The sequence below is a fragment of the Bacillus sp. PPSBB_2 genome (genome assembly GCF_045291115.1).
Lineage (GTDB): Bacteria > Bacillota > Bacilli > Bacillales > Bacillaceae_G > Bacillus_A > Bacillus_A cereus.
In genome coordinates this window covers 3,525,838-3,548,465 of the sequence record NZ_CP147983.1, presented here as the reverse complement: position 1 = coordinate 3,548,465, position 22,628 = coordinate 3,525,838, and the positions used below count along the sequence as shown (strand labels likewise).

The following is a 22,628-nucleotide window of genomic DNA, read 5'->3' as shown; positions in this document are numbered from 1 at the left end:
ATAAAGCTTAATATTTGAGGCTCACTGCTTATGGAATGTATAAGCACACTCGTTTTTGTAAATCTGCTAATACTTCATCGGGTATTTCTTGGATTTTAATGTCCTTCCCTAGAAAAAGCAGCCAATTTATTATTTCCGTCACTTCGTCGGAATTGTTAACATTGATAAAAGTTTTTAAAATAGCTGTAGATTGGTAAGGATTAGTATAAGATATTGAAATTTTTAAAGGATGGTATTTTTTGAACTGTGCAATTGCTGTCGGACCAAGTTCAAGTACAAGGTTAATTGCTTCAGCCTTCTTACCTAGTTTTTCTAAAATCTTTTTCTTATTGAGTCTTTTATTCGTCGTGTATGGTTCGATATTGATGAGATCATCGACAGGAAACATCAACTTCTTTTCTTCTTTTAAGTCAAATCCTTCAATAATCCAATGGCTTTTTTCTTGATAAAGGTGTAATAGATAAATTGGATAAGACTTGATTTCTTCATCTTCTTTAATGGTAATCAATAAATGGTTATTCAAAAGAAGGATTTGAATGAGTTTTTCTAACATCGGATGGGGGAGGTCAGAAAGCTCAAGTAGATCAGGGTTATGTGGGTTAGTCCCTTGGAAAAGCAAGAGTTGATTTAAAAGAACAAGGTCATCTTGCTGGGTTTCTGAGATGAGTCCTAGTAGTTTTTCGGCTAAAGATTGACGACTCTTTAGGTAGGGAAGTTGTTGATTTCTTGTAGCCATAAAGGCAATAAATAGAGCTTTCACTTCGTTATCAGTAAAGCGAACAACGGGTAAGATAGAGTTATGCATAACACAATATCCACCAGCTCTTCCGACTTCTGCCACAAGTGGCATCCCCATAGCTTCAATTTCTCTAATGTCTCTAACAGCTGTCGATCGTGATATGTTGAATTCTCGTATGATTTCTGAAATTGTAAAGTGGGAGCGGTTGTTGATATACCGCATAATTGTATTAATCCGTTCAACTTTTTTCATTTTGGTCTCCTAAACAGTGTCACTTTTTGACAGGGTTTAAAGATATTATAAACGTATCAGATGAAAAGATAAATCGTTTGATTAATAAAAAAAGAGGCAGGTTTTGCATATGAAAAATTATACTATAGAAGAAAAAGATAGCTTTATTGTGTTAGGTATTGGAACTGAAATTAAGAGTGAATACACAGACTTTGCTGGAATAAATAAAGAAAAGGAAGACTTTTGGTCGGCTGTTAAAGAAGATGGAAGGCTGGACACTTTAAAAGCTTTAGCGACAAATGAATACATTTTTTCCGTGAGCGAAGCGGTGAATAACAAAATGATGTATTATGCGGGTGTCATGACAGAAGCACAAATAGAAGAAGAATCTAGAGTAATCCAGTTTCCGAGGGGAGAATACTTAGTAGTGAAAGGGGAGGACAAAACGGCTGAAGAGCTAAGTAATAAGTTGACTGGTATCGCCTTCGGTCAAGCTTTACCAGATGCAAATGAGTTTGCTTATGTTGGTGGACCAAATACGACGGTTGAGATGGGGAAAAGAAACGGCTTAGTGTTTGGTGAAATGTGGATTCCAGTTGTTAGGAAGTAAAGTGATAAAAGGTACGAATATGGGAAGTAGAGGCTAACAATCTTGGATTGTTGGCCTTTTTAACATGAATATAATATTCATATGCTGCTCCATAGTATGTTCTGATAAAATGGAATAAAAGGGGATTACTGTAAGGTGGTGGTGGGGTGAATAAAAAAAGGCTATTTGAGCTATTTATAGTAACGTTTGTTTTTCTATTCCTTCATGTAAGTACATTTACAAATGAGAAGTTTAACGATAAATTGGGTGCTTTTACTTACATTGTTTTATTTCTTATGCTTACTATCAACGCTATATTTATAGAAAGGTATTTTGGTGATATACAAAAGTGGATTCGAAATATTACATGTTGCTTTGCTTTATTCGTAGTGGTTTTAGTAGCTCTATGGATAGGTTATTTTTAGTCCTTACTTAAGAGAATGAGAAATATGTGATTACACTACATTCGATCCGATAATATTACTTAGCTGCATCGGTTTATATTAATCTTTTCTCTCCTCAATCATGATAAAATGTACAATAGGAAATTTTATGTAACATAAAGGGGGAAGGTTTATGGTCAGCTTGAGTACCTTGATAGCTTTTGCAATTGTTTCGCTTAGCATGGTTTGTTCACCTGGGCCTAATATGATTTATCTCATTTCCCGTTCCATTACGCAGGGACGTATGGCGGGATTTATTTCTTTATTGGGCATCATGCTCGGATTTGTAATCTATATAATCGCAACTATGTTTGGACTTACAGTTCTATTCCTTGCTGTTCCCGCTGTATATGAAGTAGTAAAGTGGGCAGGTGCTGCTTACTTACTCTGGCTAGCTTGGAATTCGATTAAACCGGGTGCTATATCTATTATGGAACCTCGTACGATTTCTAATGAACCACCACGGAAATTATTTTTAATGGGACTCATGACTAATCTTCTGAATCCAAAGATTGCTATTTTGTATGTATCACTTTTACCTCAATTTGAAGATCCAGAGAAGGGATCGTTGCTTTTTCAAGGTGCAGTTTTGGGGCTTACGCAAATCACTGTTAGCTTTATAGTTAACCTTCTAATTGTATGTACAGCAAGTAAAATTGCGAAATGGTTTGGCACACATCCAATGTGGCTGCGAGTGCAGCGTTGGCTTATGGCAAGCGTCTTGACAGGTCTTGCGGTACGTTTAGCTTTTGAACGTCGACAGTAAGAGTATCTAAAAAAATTGAAAATCTTTTTTTATGAAGAAATTAAATTTCATAGTGATGGTACAACAAGTACAGATGCGAATCTTACCCACGTATATGGAGAAAAAGGAGCATATACTGTGGAACTAACAGTGGAGGATAGTAAAGAACAAACAAAAGTTACTGTAAAACAAGATCCGCAAACAGGTGGATCCCTCGAAGAGGAGAAGGACTCCCCATAGGCTTGTAAAAGGGAATCTGATTACTCCTGATCAGACAGATGTTTATACGTTTGATGTTACAGTTCCGAAAGAAGTAGATATTTCTGTGAAAAATGAACAAAATATTGGGACGACATGGGTACTTTATCATGAATCAGACATGTAAAATTACGTAGCTTGTGGTAAAGATGAAGGAAATACTATAAAGGGAAAATTCGTAGCGAAACAAGGAAAATATTATTTGAATGTGTATAAATTCGATGATAAAAATGGTGAATATTCATAAAGTATACTTAATATCAGTAATTCATGTAATTAGGAGTGGTTTCTATATTTAGAGAAAATACAAAAAGGATACTTTTGTCATTAGTAACAAATCCAATACTAATAATTGTATACGGGATTTTTTGTTATGAGTTGGTCTTATACTGTAAGTACGGAAGAATGAATTATAATATTTACATTATGTTATTATGTATAGTACTTTTTATATCCATAACTACATTTACTACAATGCGATTGATAAAAAATAGAGAATATAAATCTAAAAAATTAACTAATTCAATAGCATGGAGATCCATTTCTATTATCATTATTGTTGCAATTACATCATTTTATGGGATGCAGATTTATAAAAGTGCAATAAATTACAATGGCAAATTGGCATGGTTTATAGAAAAGTTAAAACATGAAAGGTCAGTTAAACTTAAACATAATAATATATATAAATCTGGAGTAGAAGGTATTTTTGAAGATATAAATAAAAAATATCCTTTGCCAAAGAAATTGTATATGGCAACTGATTTTGATCTTACATTTCATTCAGATGGAACAATCACAGCGTTTGATACATTTGTTTATGGGAAAAATGTTGATGGGAAAGAAGAAACTTATTTAATCTCTTATAATAAGAAGAAATCAGAAGATATTACTATAATACGAGATGGATATGCAAAGCCTGATTATAATGATGATAAATTAGTAGAACCTTTAATTAAAACGGTTAAGGCGATCCCAGTTAAGCAAACGGTCAAAAAATGGAATGAAAGTAAGTATGGGTTGATTTATTATGGAAAAAGAAATTGGGGATCCAATACAGAGGGAATTATTAATATTACTGAGGATGGTAAGAGGCAGAGTGTTAAAGAAGCAACTTCTGATATCATTGGATATACTGTATCTATATTTGTCCCTGGAAAAGAGAAAGAGCTAGTCCCTGCTAGATATAATTTAATAAGTGACGCAAGTTGGAGTAAATCAAAGACGCCTCCAAAAGAAGATAGGCTTAAAGAGAAGGAACAACAAGATTTAAAGAATGAAAAAGAACAGTTTTTCCTATCGAAAGAAGTTGGTTATAAACTAAATATGACAGATAAAGCATTAGGGAGCGCCTTTTATTCATTAAGCAAGACTAGTGATGAAGGGAAAACATGGGAGGTTATCAATCCAGACCCATTTAATGGGGGGATTGGTAGTGTATCAGGAATCACTTTTATAAATGATAAACTTGGGTTTTTAGGAGCAATTAGGCCTTCTGGTAATGAAGGAGAGTTATATCGCACAGATGATGGGGGAGTATCTTTCAAAAAGGTAGAATATCCGCCGCATGAAGTGAAATTAGATCATACACAGTCCACAATAACTCCTTTTGATTCACCTAGTATGCCATATGAGAAAGATGGGGTTTTTAATATGTTAGTTGGACAAGGGGCAGATGGAGACTACAATGGCGATAGTAGTGCACTTTATCAATCAAAAGATAACGGAGAGACATGGGAATTTGTAGAAGAAGTGAAAAAGAAATAATCAGAATGTTTTTTAAAAAAATAAGATAACTACTGAGCTATACATTTCATTTAGAAGTTTGGTAAGGGGTATAATTCCAGCCATAAAGATAAAAATGGACCTATACCTCGCTGCCTTTCTTTGTTTTAAAGCTTTGCGTGTGGCAGGAAAAGGCCCAGACCGCTTCTATGCATGGCCAGTTCCTCTCGTCCATTTAAAAAGATGCTTTTCTGGCTTTTTTTCATAGAGGGGTTGAATAGTTACTAAAAGTAAATAATTTAAATCGAATCATAAGCTTGCTGGAAAATTTATGGTTCGATTTTTTTTAGGGCAAAGATATCGTTCTAAACGAGTATCGCCACATCGCTATCAAGCTAAAAAAAGAGGTCACCTCCAAAACGAAAAAAACATGTTAAATTCCCATGTATTATTATATTTAAAGGAGGGGATTCAAATTGGTTAAAAACTTATCTTTACTACATGCGGTTGTTGGCTTAACCAAGGGTGCTGCATTAGAATATACGAAAAAAAGAATTCGTATTAATGTACTCTGTCCTAGTGGTGTGAAAATAGCATTAACAACAAGTGTTGAAGCTCAGTTTGCGAAAGATGGGTACGCTCCAGAAGAATCTTCCCAATATGAGAATGGATCGTTATGCTGATCCAGAAGAACTCGCTGAAATGGTTGCTTACTTAGCATCAGATAAGGAAAGTTATATGATCGGTTCAATTGTTCTTGTGGATGGTGGGCTAACTTTATAGTCAATAAAAATATCGAGTAGGGTTCTTCCCATTTAATAATTAGGGACAGTTATGACTGTCCCTAATTTACTTTTTTAAACCTGACTCAATCATTCATGTGTGCCGTTAAAAGTTTAGCAAAGTTTTGTGCGGTTTGTGATAGGTAATGATTCTTCAGCTATATTAAGTTTGTCGATGCAACTAAAGCTAATTTCGCCCAACAAGTCGAACTCCATATCCTAAAACTTCTATAGAAGTCATAAGCATTAAAAATAAAAAGATACAAATTACTTTAAAAGTAATAAACTCCATAATCATACCCCTTAAGTTTCTATAAATACATAACTCAATAATTATATTAAAAATATTCAATATTTTCATTGAAATATAAATCAATTTCTATTTTATAATCAAAAACTATACTCCTTTATTTTGAATGATGGCATCACCTTTTATTAGAATTGTCCCTTGGTTTAGCAAATGTTTNGAAAGGTATTTTGGTGATATACAAAAGTGGATTCGAAATATTACATGTTGCTTTGCTTTATTCGTAGTGGTTTTAGTAGCTCTATGGATAGGTTATTTTTAGTCCTTACTTAAGAGAATGAGAAATATGTGATTACACTACATTCGATCCGATAATATTACTTAGCTGCATCGGTTTATATTAATCTTTTCTCTCCTCAATCATGATAAAATGTACAATAGGAAATTTTATGTAACATAAAGGGGGAAGGTTTATGGTCAGCTTGAGTACCTTGATAGCTTTTGCAATTGTTTCGCTTAGCATGGTTTGTTCACCTGGGCCTAATATGATTTATCTCATTTCCCGTTCCATTACGCAGGGACGTATGGCGGGATTTATTTCTTTATTGGGCATCATGCTCGGATTTGTAATCTATATAATCGCAACTATGTTTGGACTTACAGTTCTATTCCTTGCTGTTCCCGCTGTATATGAAGTAGTAAAGTGGGCAGGTGCTGCTTACTTACTCTGGCTAGCTTGGAATTCGATTAAACCGGGTGCTATATCTATTATGGAACCTCGTACGATTTCTAATGAACCACCACGGAAATTATTTTTAATGGGACTCATGACTAATCTTCTGAATCCAAAGATTGCTATTTTGTATGTATCACTTTTACCTCAATTTGAAGATCCAGAGAAGGGATCGTTGCTTTTTCAAGGTGCAGTTTTGGGGCTTACGCAAATCACTGTTAGCTTTATAGTTAACCTTCTAATTGTATGTACAGCAAGTAAAATTGCGAAATGGTTTGGCACACATCCAATGTGGCTGCGAGTGCAGCGTTGGCTTATGGCAAGCGTCTTGACAGGTCTTGCGGTACGTTTAGCTTTTGAACGTCGACAGTAAGAGTATCTAAAAAAATTGAAAATCTTTTTTTATGAAGAAATTAAATTTCATAGTGATGGTACAACAAGTACAGATGCGAATCTTACCCACGTATATGGAGAAAAAGGAGCATATACTGTGGAACTAACAGTGGAGGATAGTAAAGAACAAACAAAAGTTACTGTAAAACAAGATCCGCAAACAGGTGGATCCCTCGAAGAGGAGAAGGACTCCCCATAGGCTTGTAAAAGGGAATCTGATTACTCCTGATCAGACAGATGTTTATACGTTTGATGTTACAGTTCCGAAAGAAGTAGATATTTCTGTGAAAAATGAACAAAATATTGGGACGACATGGGTACTTTATCATGAATCAGACATGTAAAATTACGTAGCTTGTGGTAAAGATGAAGGAAATACTATAAAGGGAAAATTCGTAGCGAAACAAGGAAAATATTATTTGAATGTGTATAAATTCGATGATAAAAATGGTGAATATTCATAAAGTATACTTAATATCAGTAATTCATGTAATTAGGAGTGGTTTCTATATTTAGAGAAAATACAAAAAGGATACTTTTGTCATTAGTAACAAATCCAATACTAATAATTGTATACGGGATTTTTTGTTATGAGTTGGTCTTATACTGTAAGTACGGAAGAATGAATTATAATATTTACATTATGTTATTATGTATAGTACTTTTTATATCCATAACTACATTTACTACAATGCGATTGATAAAAAATAGAGAATATAAATCTAAAAAATTAACTAATTCANTTGCATCTTCCATCATGTATACTGTTACTTTATATAAGAATCATCCAGATATCAGAAAAATTATACATGCTCGTTTTGAAGAAATAAAGCAACGAATAAAATATTAATGTAACTAATAAAAAACGTTATTCTTTCTAGTAATTTTGCTTATTTAGAAAGAATAACGTTTTTGTTTTTTAATACTCAAGTAATAGTTTACCTGCAGTTCCTATCATATAATTTATTGAATTTTAATATACGTTATGTATAACAGATATTTACCTTATAAAATAAGGGGGGAATATTATGACTGAGACAAACGAATCTTTAGAAGTTAATTTGAAAAAAGATGTGAAGTTTTCTATTATAATTCCTGCGCATAATGAAGAAAAGTACATTAGAAAATGTTTAGATTCAATTGCAAAGGCATCAGAGGCATATAAAGAGCAAACGGAAGTTATAGTTGTTTTAAATCGTTGCACAGATCAAACAGAGGAAATAGCAAAATCTTATAATTGTGTTACATTGAAAAATAACGATAAAAACTTATCTAAAATTCGAAATGCAGGGGCTAAAATAGCTAATGGAGAAATAATCGTCACTATAGACGCTGATACCATAATGACAGAGTCTATGTTGTCTAATGTAGATAAATATTTAGCTTCAGGTAAATACATTGGTGGTGGGGTAAATGGGAAGTTTGAAAGAATATCTTTAGGAATATTTCTCTCCGCAATGTTAATCATAATCCCCTTACTTTTTAAGTACGGAGCTATATCTGTAGGGATTTTTTGGTGCTATAGAAAAGATTTTATGGCAATCAACGGATTTAATGAAAACATGCTTATGGCAGAAGATGCAGATTTCGCTAAACGTTTAAAAGAGTGGGGAAAGAAAAATAATAAGAAATTCGGTACTATTAAAAATGGAATGATAACTTCATGCAGAAGATTTGATACATATGGAGACTGGACTTTACTTAAAAATCCAAAAGTAATTTTAGCTTATCTAAAAGGAAATGATAGAAAATACGCAGATAAGACATATTATGATAACCAAGAAAGATGAAAATGGAGAAAATCTGCAGGGGAGAGCTAGTACTTTTTTAGATATAATGAGAATCCAACTTAATTTAATAGATATTATAAGAAAACCATCAATTTGATTACCCTTTTTCAAATTGATGGTTTTTATTTTTGAAATAAATATGTATTTTTTTATAAAAATATTTTTTGACCCCCATAAAACTTTGTACTCCTCCGAATATGTATAGTGAAAAAAATAAATAGAAGAAAAATGACTATGAAAGAATATAGAAGTATTAATAAAATTACTAGATTAAGTGGCATCCAAAACGGAAGGATGAAATTACCAATTATATAGAGAAGAGTTATTCAAGGATTGCAGATAAAATAGAAAATGAATAAGCAAAACGAACGGTAGAAAATAAGAAAGTAGATAAAAATACAAACTTAACTTTAGTGCCGAGAGAAAAGGAAAAATCATTAAGAAAACGTTAGACTCTAAAAATATAACTAACAGCAAGAAAACAAGACCGAAGAAAAGTACCAAGAAAATCTGGTTAAATGGTCACTTGTGTAGTGGCCATTTTGCTATTTGAAGGAGGCTGGGAGATTACAAGTGTTGAGTTTAGTAATGAAGATCTTAAGAAAACCGAAAATAGAAGATATCGTATGTAACATACAAAACAACGAAGAAGATAAAGAAGCGTTTATCGTACAGTATCAGCCTTTTATTAGAAAATCAATCTCATCTGTCTGCCGCCGATATATTACAGAACAGGATGATGAATATAGCATTGGATTGTTTGCATTTAACGAAGCAATTGAACAGTATTCCTATACAAAAGGAAAATCCTTTTTAGCGTTTGCTGATCTTCTTATAAAAAGAGATGTAATTGACTATATACGTAAGGAGTCTAAACATAACTTTGTCTTTTTAAAAGAAGATGAGCAAGAGGAAATGTTAGAAATGCAAGTGTCGCTTACGGAGTATATGAAAGAGATGGAAAATAGTAACCGTAAGGAGGAAATTCTTCATTTTCAAAGTGTGCTAGCTGAGTTTAAAATCACATTCTCAGAGCTTGCTAAAGAATCTCCTAAGCATCGTGATACGCGTGAGCACTTAATAGAAATTGTAAAAATTATTATAAAAGAAGAGGAAATGATGGAAGAGCTGTTCCGAAAGAAAAAGTTACCGCTTAAACATATTGAACCGCGTGTTAGGGTAAGTCGTAAAACGTTGGAACGACATAGAAAATACATTATTGCAATGTGTATTATTTTTGCAAACAACTATACATATATTCTGGATTACATAAGAGTCTAGTGGTAATAAGTCAAGAGTAAAACAAGACTGATTTTTTCTAGGTGCGATTTTTTCAGCATACGGAAATAGACCCGACCAAAAATGAAATTTTTTCGGGCCGTTTCCAAGATTGCGTCAATAACAAAGTGTTATTTTTCTATCACGCTCCTTGGTGGCGTGTAGAGTTGATGGTTACGTAGTAGCGTATCCACCAGACGCACAAATTTTCTTGCGGTTAAGACGATGGCTCTTTTGTGTTGATGTTTGGGTGTTTCTTTGTATTTCTTTTGATAAAATGCTTGATATTCAGGCAAATATCTTCTTACTGAATTGGCAGCCTCANAACCACAACCTCGCCTACGAGAATACAATGACAACTTTTGGGGGCTACCTTTTGAACTACTATCCAAAAGCCCAATCAGTTATCGAAACAGCTAGTGTGTTGGTAGTGATAGCAATGGCTCGGGTAACAGACTTTTTATCGTAGACAGAGCTACAGGGGAAATGAGCAAATTCCCGATGGATCCTTTCCATACATCCATTGTATCTGGGAAATTCAATAATATCGAAACAAATTCCGTAAGGAATCTTGTTATCTATTTTTTTTAAAATCAGGGTAATTAGAAAGCAGAAATACTGATCTAAACTATATTCTACGAGGGGAAAAGCATGATGAATAAAGGAATTGTGATGGATATAAAAAAGCATAGCGTAGTTGTTTTAACACCAAATGGAGAGTTTATTACGTGTAAAAGAAAAGGGGATTCTTGCATGATAGGGGAGGAAATCTCATTTGATGAGCAAGAACAAAAAGCATCGCATTTTTCGATCCCTTCCTTTTTAAAACCTGCATCAATACTTGTTGCTTGTTTTCTATTTGCAGTGCTGTTTTTCTACAACCAACCAGAAGAAAAAGTATTTGCTTACGTCTCAGTTGATATAAATCCAAGTTTAGAGGTGAGCGTAACGAAGGATTTTCGTGTTATAGATTTACAGGCTTGTAATGATGATGGAAGGCGTATTTTAAAAGAATTGAAGCAATGGGAAAATAAACAATTACAAGAAGTAATACGTACTATTATAAAGCAAAGTCAAGAGGATAAGTATTTAACGAATGATAAGCAAGTTATGCTAACAGCAGTTGCAAAGGACAAGGCGCTAGAACCACAGTTAGAAAAGGCAATGAAAGAATTGAAGAAAGAATATGAGTTAAAACATATTACAGTTGAATATCAAAGTAGCACGATGCAAGTACGAGAGAATGCTAGAAAAGCTGGAATTGGCACAGGTGTCTATATAAAGCAAGAGAATGAGAAAAACAAATCGCTTACTCCTCCTGCCACGCCGCCTAATCCGGTGGGAAATGAAGAAGAGGTGCAATCACAGCCGGAGTCATCTCCTGATGCATCAATGGATTTATCTCCTGTAGACGAAAAAAAATATGAAAAGCAAGAGCAGAAAGAACAAAAGAAAACAGAGGAACAGCCATCGAAGCAAATAAAAGAAAACAATGGAAGAGGATCTCAGCAAGAAAATAGAGGGAATCAACAGGAGAATAAAAGTAGAGAATCACAACAAGGAAATAATGGGAATCAGCAAGGGAACAATGGAAGAGGATCACAACAAGGGAATAATGGAAATGGGCAAGGGAACAACGGAAGAGGATCACAACAAGGAAATAATGGAAATGGGCAAGGGAGCAACGGAAGAGGATCACAACAAGGGAATAATGGAAATGGGCAAGGGAACAACGGAAGAGAATCACAACAAGGAAATAATGGAAATGGACAAGGGAACAACGGAAGAGAATCACAACAAGGAAATAATGGGAACGAGCAAGGAAACAACGGAAGAGGGTCTCAACAAGGGAATAATGGAAATGGGCAAGGGAACAATGGAAGAGGATCCCAGAAAGAAAATGGTGGAAACGAGCAAGGGAACAATGGTAGGGGGTCTCAACAAGAAAATAGAGGCCACCAGCAAGGGAATGAAAAGAAGAATCAATAGAATATGGAAGTGAGAGATTCATTTCAAAGCTAAAAGGATTTCTCTCGCTATTGTGGGCAGTAAAACTCCCATCTCAAAATTTGGCTGGGCAAAGAAGTTAGGTGGGAGTTGGGCTGCTTGTAAATGCTCAATTGGTGAGGGCTGATTAAAGTTACACTTTATTATTTTATAGTTCTATTAAGAAGGAGTATGTGAAAAATATAATGGAAAAAAACATTCAACAAGACAAAGATAAAGAAAAACCTGTTTTTTATGATCCGAAAGGAAGGAGAAACATAGCCTTTATTTCGTTTCTATGTATCTCAATAGTTAGTGTAGGTGTTGTATTCTATTTTTTCTTTCAAAGTATTTTTTCAACACCAGAAATTCCAAATATGAATACCGCTGTACAACAAGATACTAAACTTGTACCAATTAATCAAAAACTTAGTGATCAGCAGTTAAAGAAGGAAGAATTTAACCCAAATACCGAAACGAAGGATAATAAAAATTTGGTGAATCCGCCGAAGGATAGTAAACAACCTAAAGAAGTGTATGGTTTTTACGTAAACTGGGATGAAAATAGTACCGCTTCTTTAAAAGAAAATATCGATTCCTTAACTACGTTAGTACCAGAGTGGTATCATTTAAAAGCAGATTTAACGATTAGAAGTGAGATCAAACCTGAGATAGTAAAGTTGGCAGAAAAAAATCAAGTGAAGATTATGCCTTTGCTTACTAACTATACTGAGGAAGCTTCTGGTCCTGATAGTGGGCTAATTCATAAGTTACTGAATTCCTCAAATGATGTAAAGACAAAGTTTATTAATGATTTAGTAAGCCAAGTTAAAAAGAATCATTTTTCAGGAATTAATATTGACTTTGAGGCTGTACCTGAAAGTGATAGAGAAAACTTAACAAATTTTATGAAAGAACTTACTACGGAATTTCATGAACATGATTTGCTCGTTACACAAGATGTTCCAGCTAATGATAAGGCTTTTGATTATAGTGCGTTAGCAAAAATAATAGATCGAATGATTGTAATGATGTACGATGAGCACTATGGAGCCGGGGAACCAGGACCAATTGCTTCAAATAAATGGTTCCAACATACATTGAAAGAACTGAATATTCCGTCTAATAAGCTTATAGTTGCTTTCGGTAACTATGGATATGATTGGGAAGTAAATAGTAAAGAAGCTGCGAAATCATTAACTTTTTCAGAAGTTATGGCAATGGCTCAAGGTTCAAATATGAAAATTCAATGGGATAAGAGTAGTGGAAATCCTTATTTTAGATATAAAACAGGAGAGAAAGAACATACTGCTTGGTTCTTAGACAGTGTTACTCTCTATAATCAAGTGAAAATTGCAATGGAGAACAATGCAAAGGGCTTTGCATTATGGAGACTAGGAGCAGAAGACCCTACAATATGGAAAGTTTTAAAAAATCCTATTGAGGCACAAAAAAATCCTAATGTATTACATAAAATCAATAGTTTAGATGAAGTAAATTATTCTGGACAAGGTGAAATTTTACAGATTGAGAATGAAAGAAAAAATGGATTGAGAGATTTTAAAGTAGGCAAAGATGGTTATATTACAGATGAAGTATATCAATCCTTACCATCTGCATATGAAGTGCAACGATATGGAAAACCAAATGGGAAACAAGTAGTATTAACATTTGATGATGGACCAGACCCGAAATATACGCCAGAAATTTTAGATATATTAAAAGAGAATCAAATAAAAGCTGCTTTTTTTGTACTTGGTGAAAACGCACAACTAAATACTAGTATTGTAAAAAGAATATACGATGAAGGGCATGAAATTGGGAATCATACTTTCAAGCATCCTAACATAGCTGATACGTCTTTACTACGAACGAAAGTAGAACTTAATACGACGCAACGTTTAATTCAGGAAGTAACTGGACATTCTACGGTTTTATTTAGACCGCCATATGAAGCGGATGCTAACCCGGATTCATCAAATGAAATATTGCCTATTTTACGTGCACAAAATATGAACTATACAATGGTAGCGGAAAAAGTTGATCCCGAAGACTGGGCAACACCATCAACAAATGAATTAGTAAGACGTGCTCTTAATCCTATTTATAAGGGAGAGGGAAATATTATTCTTCTCCATGATGCGGGAGGGGATCGTACCCATACAGTAGAGGCGCTCCCAATCATTATTAAAGACTTAAAAAAGCATGGATATAGTTTTGTAACAATTTCAGATTTAATGAATAAAGAACGAGATGAAATTATGCCTCCTGTTTCTTCTGAGGGGAAGCAATATTTACTTTACAATAAAGCTGTCTTTTCAGGAGCTGGATATTTTAAGCATATATTAACAACTATTTTTTATATTGCTATTGGATTAGGGATTTTTCGATTTTTATTCTTAATTTATTTTGCATGGAAGCAGAAAAGAAAAACGTTATCTCGCTATATTAATTCGTCTTATCAACCTTTTGTTAGTGTTGTCATAGCGGCATATAATGAAGAAAAGGTGATAGCCAAGACGATTCACTCAATTTTGGATAGTAATTATAGAGAATTTGAAGTTATTGTTGTGGATGACGGATCGACAGATGGTACGTCAAAAGTAATGAAAGAAACATTTTATAAACACCCTAAAGTTCGTTTCATTCAGAAAGAAAACGGCGGGAAATCATCGGCAATGAACCTAGGGTTTCAACAATCGCGAGGAGAAATCATTGTCACTTTAGATGCGGATACTATTATTGCGCAAGATGCTATTTCTTTAATGGTTAGACACTTTGAAGATCAGAATGTAGCTGCAGTTTCAGGTAATGTCAAAGTGGGGAATAGACGGAATTTGTTAACTACTTGGCAACATGTTGAGTATATTACAGGGTTTAATTTAGAACGTAGAGCTTTTGATGAGTTAAATTGTATTACAGTAGTTCCAGGAGCTATTGGGGCGTGGCGCAAGAAGAATGTAGTTGAATCTGGATATTTAAGCGAAGATACATTAGCAGAAGATACCGATCTTACTATTACATTTTTACGTCAAGGGCATAGAATTGTATATGAAGAAAAAGCGCATGCTTTTACGGAATCACCTGAGGATGTGAAAAGTCTCATTAAACAGCGATATCGTTGGTCATATGGTACACTTCAATGTCTTTGGAAACATCGAAAAGCGTTGTGTAATTCAAAGCATAAAACGTTAGGATTTATTGCATTGCCTAACATGTGGTTATTCCAATATGTTCTGCAATTCATTGCTCCTTTTGCAGATATATTAATGATTATAGGACTATTTAGTAGTAATCCGCTAAAAGTTTTAGGGTTTTATCTTGTATTCTTTTTAATGGATCTTCTCGCTTCTCTGTTCGCATTTAAATTAGAGGAAGAGAACCCAAAACCATTGGCATGGTTAATTTTACAACGTTTTATTTATCGTCAATTTATGACTTATGTTGTCATTAAATCTATATTCTCATCGCTTCGAGGAGTAGCGGTAGGGTGGAATAAACTAAAGAGACTGGGGAGTGTTAAACATTCCACGGAACATAAGGAGGCATCATAAAAGAGCAGACTTGAACTGCACCCCAATTGTTAGACACAGTCTAACAATTGGGGTGCAGTTTTTCTATGGCTAAATTTACAGCTGATGAAAAAATACAAATCGTTCTACGTTATTTGAACGGAAATGAAAGTTATCGAGAAATGGGTAGATCGCTCGGTATAAGTGACACAATCATTTTGAATTGGGTAAACCAATATAAACAGAATGGTCTGGAAGCTTTTCTAAAACGATGTACAAATTACACACAACAATTTAAACTAGACGTACTAAACTTTATGATTGAAAACGGTATGTCCTTATTTGAGACGGCAGCTATCTTTAATATTCCTGCCCCTTCAACGATTTCTGTTTGGAAAAAACAGCTCGAAACACAAGGAATTGATGCCCTTCAATCTAAGAAAAAGGGGCGTCCATCCATGAAAAAAGATTCAAATAAACAAGTAAAACAACCTTTAGCTGAAGGATCAGTCGAAGCACTTGAAGCACGCATTAAACAGCTTGAGATGGAAAATGAGTACTTAAAAAAGTTAAATGCCTTAGTTCAAAACAAGGAAAAATCACAAAACAAGACAAAGCGCAAGTAGTCTATGAATTAAGGCATAAATATTCGGTGAAGGCACTCGTGGAGCTAGCTACTATTCCTCGAAGCACGTATTATGATTTAGTAAAGAAAATGAATCGTCCAGATGTAGATGCCGATTTGAAAGCCGAGATTAAAGCGATTTATGAGGAAAATGAAGGTCGTTATGGTTATCGTCGCATTCGTGATGAATTAACGAATCGTGGCCAGAAAGTGAACCACAAGAAGGTTCAGCGCATTATGAAAGAGCTTGGGTTAAAGTGTGTTGTGCGTATGAAGAAATATAAATCCTATAAAGGAAAAGTCGGTAGAATTGCACCTAATATTTTAGAGCGTAATTTTCATACAGATGCACCGAATCAAAAGTGGGTAACAGACATCACAGAGTTTAAATTGTTTGGAGAAAAACTGTATGTATCACCTGTATTAGATTTGTATAATGGTGAAATTATTACCTATACAATTGGTTCTAGACCGACGTATTCGCTTGTTTCAGACATGTTAGAGAAAGCATTGGAACGTTTACCTGAAACCCACCAGCTACTGATGCATTCGGATCAAGGATGGCATTATCAAATGAGACAGTACGTCCGGACACTTGAATCAAGAGCTATCGTCCAGAGTATGTCTCGAAAAGGCAACTGTTACGACAACGCAGTAATAGAAAATTTCTTTGGGATTATGAAGTCGGAGTTCCTCTACATAAAAGAATTTGAAAATGTAGAGCACTTTAAAATAGAATTAGAAAAATATATAGATTATTATAATACGAAACGGATTAAGGCAAAATTAAAAATGAGCCCGGTACAATACCGGACTCACTTTTATCAAGCTGCCTAATGAAATAACCGTGTCTAACTTTTAGGGGTCACTTCAACTATTTGCTCTTTTTTCATTGATTTTAGTTAGTTGAATGTAGAGTTGTAGCATAAAAACTGCTGCTTCTATAATGAGATTCCTATTCCTCATTAATGGTGAGACATTATGTTAAGCTAATCCTTTAGTTTCGGATTAAATTTTTTTTATATTTTTTTAAAATGACGGACACAAAAACGCATATACCTTCGAATTATATATATGGATAACATAAATATGTATATAAAAGGGGAGAAATAAGATGAAAGAAAAAAAAGAAATGTTTCAAGAAATCGCTGAGGTGTTAAAGGTATTGGCGCATCCAGTTCGTCTATCTTTAGTAAAAATAATGCTTGCAAAAGGTCCTACTAATGTAACAACAATGTATGGGGATTTACAAATGCCTCAAAGTACAATTAGTCAACATTTATCTAAACTAAAAGCTGCTAAAATGGTTACAGGTACTCGGAAAGGATTAGAAATTTATTATGAGGTAACTGACAATCGCACAAAATCAATATTAGCATGTTTAGTTTAAATAATGCCTTCTATTTCAAAATAAAAAACGCTATTCTTTTCTATGATTTTACAGAGAGAATAGCGTTTTTTATTTTGAAGGAGTATCTTTTTATTAGCTTGATGGTGATATGGTATTATCTCTAAAATACAAAAATATTGATTTCGCTTTTATTCTTTCTCAGGAGTTTGAGCTCAAAAGGCCGACTATCACTTTGTTTCCAATGAACTGGACAGTGGAAGAACTTATATTTTTGAATAGAGGGCATTCTATGTTTTTGATATATTAATAGTTGGGGAACAAAAATAAGGGGGGATATAGAAATGGAATTATTTGATTACTATAAGCGAAAAGGAAAGATGAAACTGTTAATTGGGACGGGTATTTTTATTCTTGCTTTATGCGCTGTATATGAAGATTGGGGACATATTAATTGGGGGCAGTTTATCTTTTTTGTTATCGCTGCTTCTATCTTTTTTGGAATTGGATTTTGGCAGTTAAGAAAAGGAAAGTTGATACAAAAGAATATGATAAAAAGTAATGCAACATTTTGGGATGTTGATACTTTAGTTGTATTAGAATTACCTAAACGAAACAAGCAATTTGGTTTATATCATCCTGATGGTAAGTATATAGCAGGAACAAAGGTGGTTTCATCAAATATTCTTTTTTCAGTAATACCTTTTTTACATAATAAAGATGTTTACGGATTAGAAACGAGTAGCGGGGAAATTCTAGCTTATTTTCATACTGAAGTGGACGGATATGATTGGGTAATTTATGACTCGAATTATAACCAAATTGGTATGTTTAAAGAAAAAATGATACAAGGATTTACTATGATACGAGGTACTTTGATGACAGATAAAGCCACAAAATTGTCAGATGTAGAAGTTGAGTTTGATTTTATTCAAAGTACTCTCCGTACAATAGATGGACGTACATTAGCAATTGGTAAGCAGGGATATATGCCTATAGAATGGAGTGAAAGGTTTATGGGTTTAAATGTACCTACTATTACCTTAGGTTCTAATGCGTCTAATAATGAAAAAATTCTCGGTTTAGGGGTGCTTCTTTATAGCTTACGTACAATTGAGATTAGAAAAAGTAGAGCGAGCGTTTAATGAGGCGGAAGTAGTGTTTATATGCGAAAATTTATAGAAATCTCATTTTTCTAATTGTATCTTTTTAGATTGATGGATGTGGGGTCACGTCCATCAATCTAAGAAAACAAGTTAGCTAAAAAATGATGAAAATAAACTTTATAAAAATAAAAAATATGAACGTAGAGGATGAAACAAAGTATATAGTGCTTTTTTAGTCATGTAATCTTTTAATTTGATGATCTTTTCCCCATTCAAACAGATTATCCATTATTTGCATTAAAGATTTTCCGTATTCACTTAGTGTGTACTCAACCTTTGGTGGTACTTCTTGATATACGGTACGATAGATAATCCCATCAGCTTCAAGTTGCCGAAGTTGTTGTGTAAGAACCTTTTGTGTAATGTTTGGGATTTCTCGTTTAATTTCATTTGTTCGCATTTTTCCATCCGACAAAATACATAAAATATGAACTTTCCATTTTCCACCGATTACATCGAGTGTTGTTGCAATTGGGCAATTATCATTTTGATTCATATAACACCTCCAAAGGTACTGCAAGGTTCCTATAGTACCTGAAAGTACGTACTTTTCAATTATATGTAACTCATTCATACTAATACGTAAAGGATTGATTAATTTATAAAGGGGCTGGAAAATGATGAGAACACTTGTAATTGTAGCACACCCTCATATTGAAAAATCAAAAATTAATAAAAGATGGATAGAAGAACTTGAGAAACATTCAGATGAAATTACGGTGCATGAATTATATAAGGTGGCACCAAATTGGGAGTTTAATATTGAAGAAGAGCAAAAGTTATTAGTAGAACATGACAGATATATATTTCAATTTCCGCTTTACTGGTACAGCACACCACCATTATTAAAAAAATGGTATGATGATGTATTAACATATGGATTTGCGTACGGATCACAAGGAGATAAAGTGAAGGGGAAAGAATTTGGTGTAGCTATTTCTATAGGTGGATTAGAAAAAGACTATGAAAATAGTGGGATTACAATGGATGAGTTGACGAAACCATTCCAAGCTACATGCCTATATACAGGTATGGAATTTATACCTTCCTTTTATTTATATGGTGCAGAATATAAACTAAGTGATGAAGAGATTGATAAAAGTGCACCTGAGTATGTGCAATATGTAATGAACAAGAAGTATTCTAATATATAATGAAAAATAGCCATTTACTTGTGAAGTAAATGGCTATTTTATATTCTTCTTATATTCACTAAGTGTAATCTTTAGTAAATTAATAGTTAATCTGGTAAAATAAAAAACCTAACATATATAAAGGGGAGTTTTACTTGAGAACGATGCGACAATTATTACAAAAGAGAGCAATGCAGTCACCAAATTTGGAAGCGCTTGTAGGGGGGAAGAAAAGATATTCGTTTCAGCAATATAATGAACGAGTAAATCAGCTTGCACATTATTTGTTACATAATGGTGTGCAAAGAGGAGATCGTATAGGAATACTATGCAAAAATAATCACCCATTTCCAAGCGTTATGATGGCAAGTTTAAAAATTGGAGCGGTATTTATTCCGCTAAATCATCAGCTTACTGTATATGAATTAGAAACGATTGTAAAAGAAGCGAAATTAAAAGTGTTAGTTATTGATGAAGAATTTAGTGAAGTGTTATTAAATGTTGATGCTGTTAAAGAAATCCCTTATGTAATTCAAACGACAAAAGAAGGCTTTGGTTCATTTGAATTAGAGTTGCAAAAACAGCCAACGACAGAACCGAACGTAGAAGTTCATGAAGAAGACGATGCCATTTACTTATTTACTTCAGGAACGACTGGACAGGCGAAAGCATGTGTAATTGGACATAAAAACTTACATCATTATTTTGCTGAAATTGCGGGACAAAGAGAAATCCCAGCAGGTGAACGCTTTTTATCTGTGCATCCATTGTTCCATATGAGTGGCGTGCTTTCTATTTTAAATTGTATTTATCATGGCGTTACAATGATTTTCTTAGCTGATTCGAACCCTACTCTTATTTGGGATAAGATTGAAGAAGAGAAAATTACTACGATGCTTGCGTTCCCAGCTGTTTATAGTTACATGCTTGATGAATTAAATAAAAAAGAACGTAATATTTCAACCTTTAAAGTAGCACAAAGCGGTGGTACAAAAGTGCCAGAAACACTCATTCAAAAATATATGGAAAAAGGAATATATATGGTGCAAGGCTATGGTAGTACAGAAGGTTGGGTTGTAACCTCATGGCATCCAATGATGGGAAAAGAAAAGATGTCTTCTGTAGGAAAAACCTTGAAAAATGTAGAGGTGAAAATTGTTCATCCGGAAACAGGACATGAACTAACAACAAATGAAGTTGGAGAGATTCATGTGAAAAGTCCATACATGTTTAAAGGGTATTGGAATAATGAAAAGGCGACAAAGAAGGTAGTAAAAGATAACTGGTTTAACATGGGTGATGCTGGCATGATAGATGACGATGGATTCCTGCATATTATGGGAAGATATAAAGACGTTATTATACGCGGTGGTGACAACGTATATCCAGATCAAGTAGAAGATGTTATTCATGAAATACATGGTGTTTTAGAAGTTGCAGTAGTTGGAGTTCCAGATGACTTTTGGGGAGAGGTTCCAAGAGCTTACATTGTGAAGGATGGCGAAACAACATTAACAGAAGAAAGTATTCTTCAGTATTGTAAGGAGAAGTTAGCAAGTTACAAAATTCCAGAAGTGGTATTCATAGATGAGTTACCGAAAAACGCTTTAGGAAAAGTGTTGAAGAGGGAATTACGAGATGTAGTTCTTGTGAAATAGAAAATTATGAAACGATGGAGAACCCAGTTATGTATAAGGCATGACTGGGTTTTTATGTATCAAAAACATAATGATTTACTAGATTTTGTATTTTGTGTAAGATAATAAAGAATATTCGAAAAACAATTGAGGGAAGAGATATAAATGAAGCTACCGCTATTACAGGTAGAGACAGAGAGACTGATGATCCGTCCGTTCCAAAATGATGATTATGAAAGTTGGTTAGATCAATTTTCTTATTGATTATAAAAATAAAGAAATGGACAAATAAGGGGAAAAGAAAATGAAGACTATAAACGTATTTCATTACGACGCATTTACGAATAAACCAAATAAGGGAAATCCAGCAGGTATTGTATTAGAAGCAGATGGATTAACGGAAGAGGAAATGCAAATTATTGCTGAAAAAGTTGGATATAACGAAACAACTTTTGTTCTTTCCTCAGAAGTAGGAGATATAAGAATGCGCTATTTTACACCTGGTTTTGAAATGGATTTATGTGGTCATGGGACAGTAGGGACGATATATGCCTTGCGCGAAAAAGGTTTATTAGAAGAGAAAAGTAACCTTACGATTGAAACGAAGGCTGGGATTTTACCGATACAAATAGGTGTAAATAAAAATGGAGAACCCTTTATTAAAATGAGACAGGCAGCACCTCAGTTTAAAGAATTTACAGGTTCAAAAGAAGAATTAGCTCATAGTATCGGTTTAGAAGTAAATGATTTAGATGTAAGTTTACCGATTGTATATGGAAGTACTGGTAATTGGACTGTAATTGTACCGATTAAAAATCTTAATGCATGTGAGAGAATGAAACCTAATAATGCTGCATTTCCATCAGTATTAAAAGAAATACCTAATGCTTCTATTCACCCAATTTGTCTAGAAACTTATGATGAACTAGCACAAATGCACGGCCGTCATTTTTCATCAGCTTACGCTGGGACGATTGAAGATCCAGTGACAGGAACAGCTTCAGGTGTAATGGGAGCGTATTATGCGGAGTATTTAGAGAAAGATTTTGAACATGAATTGGGTTTAATCGTTGAGCAAGGACAGGAAATAAATAAAGATGGTCGTGTAACTGTTTATGTAACGAAAGGGATAGAAAACGAAAAGTTACAAATAGATATTGCTGGAACAGCGGTGTATGTGAAAGAGTTTGAAATTTCGATATAAAGTGAAATTTTAATCAGTGGGGCTCTTACTGCCCAGTGAATAGCGGGATAAAAAGAAAGCCCGG

Annotated in this window: 17 protein-coding genes and 7 pseudogenes; 21 read left to right on the top strand and 3 right to left on the bottom strand. The window is 34.0% G+C overall.

What is annotated here, in order from left to right:
• Window positions 1-28: 28 nt before the first annotated feature.
• Window positions 29-991 carry an HTH domain-containing protein gene (locus tag V6946_RS17580; protein WP_366982007.1) on the bottom strand — a complete coding sequence of 321 codons (963 nt, stop codon included), beginning with the start codon at window positions 989-991 and terminating at the stop codon, window positions 29-31.
• A gap of 109 nt (window positions 992-1,100) precedes the next feature.
• On the opposite strand from V6946_RS17580, the gene V6946_RS17575 reads away from it, so the two are divergent.
• From V6946_RS17575 to sigI, 12 genes and pseudogenes are all read left to right on the top strand, one after another.
• Window positions 1,101-1,580 (top strand): GyrI-like domain-containing protein, encoded by a 480-nt coding sequence (locus V6946_RS17575; protein WP_000801038.1) that lies wholly within the window; start codon window positions 1,101-1,103, stop codon window positions 1,578-1,580.
• Window positions 1,581-1,726: 146 nt separating this feature from the next.
• A complete protein-coding gene (locus V6946_RS17570) occupies window positions 1,727-1,984 on the top strand; it encodes a DUF3963 domain-containing protein (RefSeq protein WP_001036206.1) in 258 nt (85 codons plus the stop codon).
• Window positions 1,985-2,135: 151 nt separating this feature from the next.
• A complete protein-coding gene (locus tag V6946_RS17565) occupies window positions 2,136-2,768 on the top strand; it encodes a LysE family translocator (RefSeq protein WP_000254106.1) in 633 nt (210 codons plus the stop codon).
• A 33-nt stretch (window positions 2,769-2,801) separates the two neighbouring features.
• Window positions 2,802-3,252, top strand: a pseudogene (locus V6946_RS17560) (pre-peptidase C-terminal domain-containing protein); the annotation flags it as partial.
• A gap of 35 nt (window positions 3,253-3,287) precedes the next feature.
• A complete protein-coding gene (locus V6946_RS17555; protein WP_366982370.1) occupies window positions 3,288-4,772 on the top strand; it encodes a glycosyl hydrolase in 1,485 nt (494 codons plus the stop codon).
• A gap of 458 nt (window positions 4,773-5,230) precedes the next feature.
• Window positions 5,231-5,513 (top strand): annotated as a pseudogene (locus V6946_RS17550) (SDR family oxidoreductase); the annotation flags it as partial.
• A 466-nt stretch (window positions 5,514-5,979) separates the two neighbouring features.
• A pseudogene (locus tag V6946_RS17545) lies at window positions 5,980-6,081 on the top strand (DUF3963 domain-containing protein); the annotation flags it as partial.
• Between the two features lie 151 nt (window positions 6,082-6,232).
• Window positions 6,233-6,865 carry a LysE family translocator gene (locus tag V6946_RS17540; RefSeq protein WP_000254106.1) on the top strand — a complete coding sequence of 211 codons (633 nt, stop codon included), beginning with the start codon at window positions 6,233-6,235 and terminating at the stop codon, window positions 6,863-6,865.
• A 33-nt stretch (window positions 6,866-6,898) separates the two neighbouring features.
• Window positions 6,899-7,349: pseudogene (locus V6946_RS17535) on the top strand (pre-peptidase C-terminal domain-containing protein); the annotation flags it as partial.
• Window positions 7,350-7,384: 35 nt separating this feature from the next.
• Window positions 7,385-7,633, top strand: a pseudogene (locus V6946_RS17530) (glycosyl hydrolase); the annotation flags it as partial.
• A gap of 280 nt (window positions 7,634-7,913) precedes the next feature.
• On the top strand, window positions 7,914-8,675 hold the full coding sequence (locus V6946_RS17525; protein WP_000140997.1) for a glycosyltransferase family 2 protein: 762 nt from the start codon (window positions 7,914-7,916) through the stop codon (window positions 8,673-8,675).
• A gap of 573 nt (window positions 8,676-9,248) precedes the next feature.
• Window positions 9,249-9,956: an RNA polymerase sigma factor SigI gene (gene sigI / locus V6946_RS17520; RefSeq protein ID WP_366982368.1), complete on the top strand. Its 708-nt coding sequence runs from the start codon at window positions 9,249-9,251 to the stop codon at window positions 9,954-9,956.
• A gap of 128 nt (window positions 9,957-10,084) precedes the next feature.
• On the opposite strand, the pseudogene V6946_RS17515 reads toward sigI, so the two are convergent.
• Window positions 10,085-10,276: pseudogene (locus V6946_RS17515) on the bottom strand (IS110 family transposase); the annotation flags it as partial.
• Window positions 10,277-10,604: 328 nt separating this feature from the next.
• Here V6946_RS17515 and V6946_RS17510 point away from each other — a divergent pair.
• The 5 genes from V6946_RS17510 (at window position 10,605) to V6946_RS17490 (ending at window position 18,569) form a co-directional block, all read left to right on the top strand.
• The gene (locus V6946_RS17510; RefSeq protein ID WP_033692966.1) at window positions 10,605-11,942 is read left to right on the top strand and encodes an anti-sigma factor domain-containing protein; all 1,338 of its coding nucleotides are present in this window, start codon (window positions 10,605-10,607) and stop codon (window positions 11,940-11,942) included.
• Between the two features lie 203 nt (window positions 11,943-12,145).
• Window positions 12,146-15,493, top strand: a complete 3,348-nt coding sequence (locus tag V6946_RS17505) for a glycosyltransferase (RefSeq protein WP_006929418.1) — start codon at window positions 12,146-12,148, stop codon at window positions 15,491-15,493.
• 65 nt (window positions 15,494-15,558) lie between these two features.
• Window positions 15,559-16,913 (top strand): IS3 family transposase gene (locus tag V6946_RS17500; RefSeq protein WP_085961003.1). Its coding sequence is split into 2 segments (ribosomal slippage): window positions 15,559-16,012 and window positions 16,012-16,913, totalling 1,356 coding nucleotides; the frame shifts between segments, so codons are not numbered across the junction.
• Window positions 16,914-17,190: 277 nt separating this feature from the next.
• Window positions 17,191-17,466 (top strand): helix-turn-helix transcriptional regulator, encoded by a 276-nt coding sequence (locus tag V6946_RS17495; protein ID WP_000660066.1) that lies wholly within the window; start codon window positions 17,191-17,193, stop codon window positions 17,464-17,466.
• 302 nt (window positions 17,467-17,768) lie between these two features.
• Window positions 17,769-18,569, top strand: a complete 801-nt coding sequence (locus tag V6946_RS17490; RefSeq protein ID WP_006924244.1) for a hypothetical protein — start codon at window positions 17,769-17,771, stop codon at window positions 18,567-18,569.
• A gap of 193 nt (window positions 18,570-18,762) precedes the next feature.
• On the opposite strand, the gene V6946_RS17485 is transcribed toward V6946_RS17490, so the two are convergent.
• Window positions 18,763-19,086, bottom strand: a complete 324-nt coding sequence (locus V6946_RS17485; protein ID WP_001072981.1) for a helix-turn-helix domain-containing protein — start codon at window positions 19,084-19,086, stop codon at window positions 18,763-18,765.
• A 124-nt stretch (window positions 19,087-19,210) separates the two neighbouring features.
• Here V6946_RS17485 and V6946_RS17480 point away from each other — a divergent pair, with 124 nt between their 5' ends.
• The 4 genes and pseudogenes from V6946_RS17480 to V6946_RS17465 all read left to right on the top strand — a co-directional run bounded on the left by V6946_RS17480 (window position 19,211) and on the right by V6946_RS17465 (window position 22,564).
• The gene (locus tag V6946_RS17480; protein WP_033692650.1) at window positions 19,211-19,744 is read left to right on the top strand and encodes an NAD(P)H-dependent oxidoreductase; all 534 of its coding nucleotides are present in this window, start codon (window positions 19,211-19,213) and stop codon (window positions 19,742-19,744) included.
• Window positions 19,745-19,887: 143 nt separating this feature from the next.
• Entirely contained in the window at window positions 19,888-21,381 is a 1,494-nt protein-coding gene (locus V6946_RS17475) for a class I adenylate-forming enzyme family protein (RefSeq protein WP_081631386.1), read from the top strand.
• 144 nt (window positions 21,382-21,525) lie between these two features.
• Window positions 21,526-21,618: pseudogene (locus tag V6946_RS17470) on the top strand (N-acetyltransferase); the annotation flags it as partial.
• Between the two features lie 46 nt (window positions 21,619-21,664).
• Entirely contained in the window at window positions 21,665-22,564 is a 900-nt protein-coding gene (locus V6946_RS17465) for a PhzF family phenazine biosynthesis isomerase (RefSeq protein WP_006924229.1), read from the top strand.
• The last annotated feature ends 64 nt before the right edge of the window (window positions 22,565-22,628 follow it).

Coding starts and splice junctions, on each gene's coding strand:
- V6946_RS17540 (WP_000254106.1), top strand. CDS start 6,233: ATGGTCAGCTTGAGTACCTTGATAGCTTTTGCAATTGTTTCGCTTAGC.
- V6946_RS17510 (WP_033692966.1), top strand. CDS start 10,605: ATGATGAATAAAGGAATTGTGATGGATATAAAAAAGCATAGCGTAGTT.
- V6946_RS17565 (WP_000254106.1), top strand. CDS start 2,136: ATGGTCAGCTTGAGTACCTTGATAGCTTTTGCAATTGTTTCGCTTAGC.
- V6946_RS17525 (WP_000140997.1), top strand. CDS start 7,914: ATGACTGAGACAAACGAATCTTTAGAAGTTAATTTGAAAAAAGATGTG.
- V6946_RS17505 (WP_006929418.1), top strand. CDS start 12,146: ATGGAAAAAAACATTCAACAAGACAAAGATAAAGAAAAACCTGTTTTT.
- V6946_RS17575 (WP_000801038.1), top strand. CDS start 1,101: ATGAAAAATTATACTATAGAAGAAAAAGATAGCTTTATTGTGTTAGGT.
- V6946_RS17490 (WP_006924244.1), top strand. CDS start 17,769: ATGGAATTATTTGATTACTATAAGCGAAAAGGAAAGATGAAACTGTTA.
- V6946_RS17485 (WP_001072981.1), bottom strand. CDS start 19,086: ATGAATCAAAATGATAATTGCCCAATTGCAACAACACTCGATGTAATC.
- V6946_RS17495 (WP_000660066.1), top strand. CDS start 17,191: ATGAAAGAAAAAAAAGAAATGTTTCAAGAAATCGCTGAGGTGTTAAAG.
- V6946_RS17475 (WP_081631386.1), top strand. CDS start 19,888: ATGCGACAATTATTACAAAAGAGAGCAATGCAGTCACCAAATTTGGAA.
- V6946_RS17480 (WP_033692650.1), top strand. CDS start 19,211: ATGAGAACACTTGTAATTGTAGCACACCCTCATATTGAAAAATCAAAA.
- V6946_RS17465 (WP_006924229.1), top strand. CDS start 21,665: ATGAAGACTATAAACGTATTTCATTACGACGCATTTACGAATAAACCA.
- V6946_RS17580 (WP_366982007.1), bottom strand. CDS start 991: ATGAAAAAAGTTGAACGGATTAATACAATTATGCGGTATATCAACAAC.